This window comes from Bartonella sp. ML69XJBT, from assembly GCF_028618515.1.
Classification (GTDB): Bacteria; Pseudomonadota; Alphaproteobacteria; order Rhizobiales; family Rhizobiaceae; genus Bartonella.
Genome location: NZ_JAQITB010000109.1, coordinates 1 through 1,475, shown reverse-complemented (window position 1 = coordinate 1,475; position 1,475 = coordinate 1). Strand labels below are relative to the sequence as shown.

The window sequence follows — 1,475 nt, the reverse complement described above, 5'->3', positions numbered from 1 at the left end:
TTTTAGCATCGCCATAGACGTCAACAAAAAAGCCCTTTACTTTTGCATTCTCAGAAACCCGAGCGTTTTGAAAGACGCGTGCTTTATCATACACCCAGCAATTACCCTCATGAGAGAGGTTATCTTCGTTTTCAATATAGCCCCCTAAATCGCCTTTTTTGACATCTCCAAAATCTCTTAAAGCTCTAATTCGCGTTAAGAAATGACCATCGATATATTCACAATCATCAATAAATTCGTATTTTGGAGATCTTTTTTTTGTATTAACAATAGAATTCATAATAACACCTAATGGTTTGAGTTTTGAAATTGACACCCTATAAGGGCGTCGGGCGCTCAAAACACAGCCATTAGTCTGTTGTTACACTTTTCCCATAGGGTATTGTATGGTGTAACTACACCCGACAAAATCATCATATATGCCAATTAAAGCATAAAAGATAGTCAGTTTTTATAATAGGATTAGGTTTGTCGTAACCTATTCGCTAATGGTTTAGTGTTTTGATCACTTGATTATTTATATAACAAAATACGTATTTATTGTCAATTATTATTTTATCTTTTTTGATATTTTTTATTATTTTTTAAATGCGTTCTGTGTATATATTTATCATATGCTTATTAATTGCTTCTTTTGTATTATGTGCTTTTAAAGCTATATTATTGGCATTATAAAACGATTGCGTTATTTTCTGAATTTATGCATTTATAATATTTAAAAACGCTCTCATGATGCGTATTTTTAACTTTATAACGTATCTGTTTTTTCACTAAATGAATTTTAAAATTTTTGTGAATTTCTTTTATAACACATTTGCAACTTAATAGCTTTTATAGGGACTGTCTTTATAACCAATGCTTTCATTTGCGTTGTGATTATGAAAGCCTGCTTTTTTCACGCATTCTCTATAGCTGTTATATTCTTTATAGCCACCGCATCATTTTTCATTTTCATAAGAGAAATGATAATTGTGATTTATAGCTTGTTATGAAATCTCTAAAGAAAGATTGATAACTATAGAGAGTAACAAAATCGCTTTTAATAGACTTTTGTCAGTTCTTTTTAGATCCTCTATTATTTTTTTCAAATGAGAGAAATTTAAAAACATTATATTTCAATATGTTAGCATTTTAATGGTACAACCCTTATTAAAATACAACCCATAAATTCAATCAATAATATATATTTGTCAGTTTGTGTCTGTAAATTGAACTGACAAAAGTGATCATTTTAGAGCATGATTAAAACGTGCTTTATGAAAGAAGCATGTGATCTCTTAAAGCCTTTCAAAAGACAGTTATAATCATAAGCTATGCTATCAAGGCTCTTATGGTTATGAGTTTTAGAGGTTTTGGGGGTTCTTTTTACCCATTATCATTTTATTTTTTTAATCCAAAATAAAAGTTGTTATATTTCAATAAGTTAATGTTTCAAATAAACAACCTGTATTAAACACAACACATAAATACAATCT

1 pseudogene is annotated in these 1,475 nt (G+C 28.9%); it reads right to left on the bottom strand.

Annotation, left to right across the window (positions count from 1 at the left end):
* Positions 1 to 280 (bottom strand): annotated as a pseudogene (locus PVV68_RS10350) (hypothetical protein); the annotation flags it as partial.
* Positions 281 to 1,475: the final 1,195 nt, after the last annotated feature.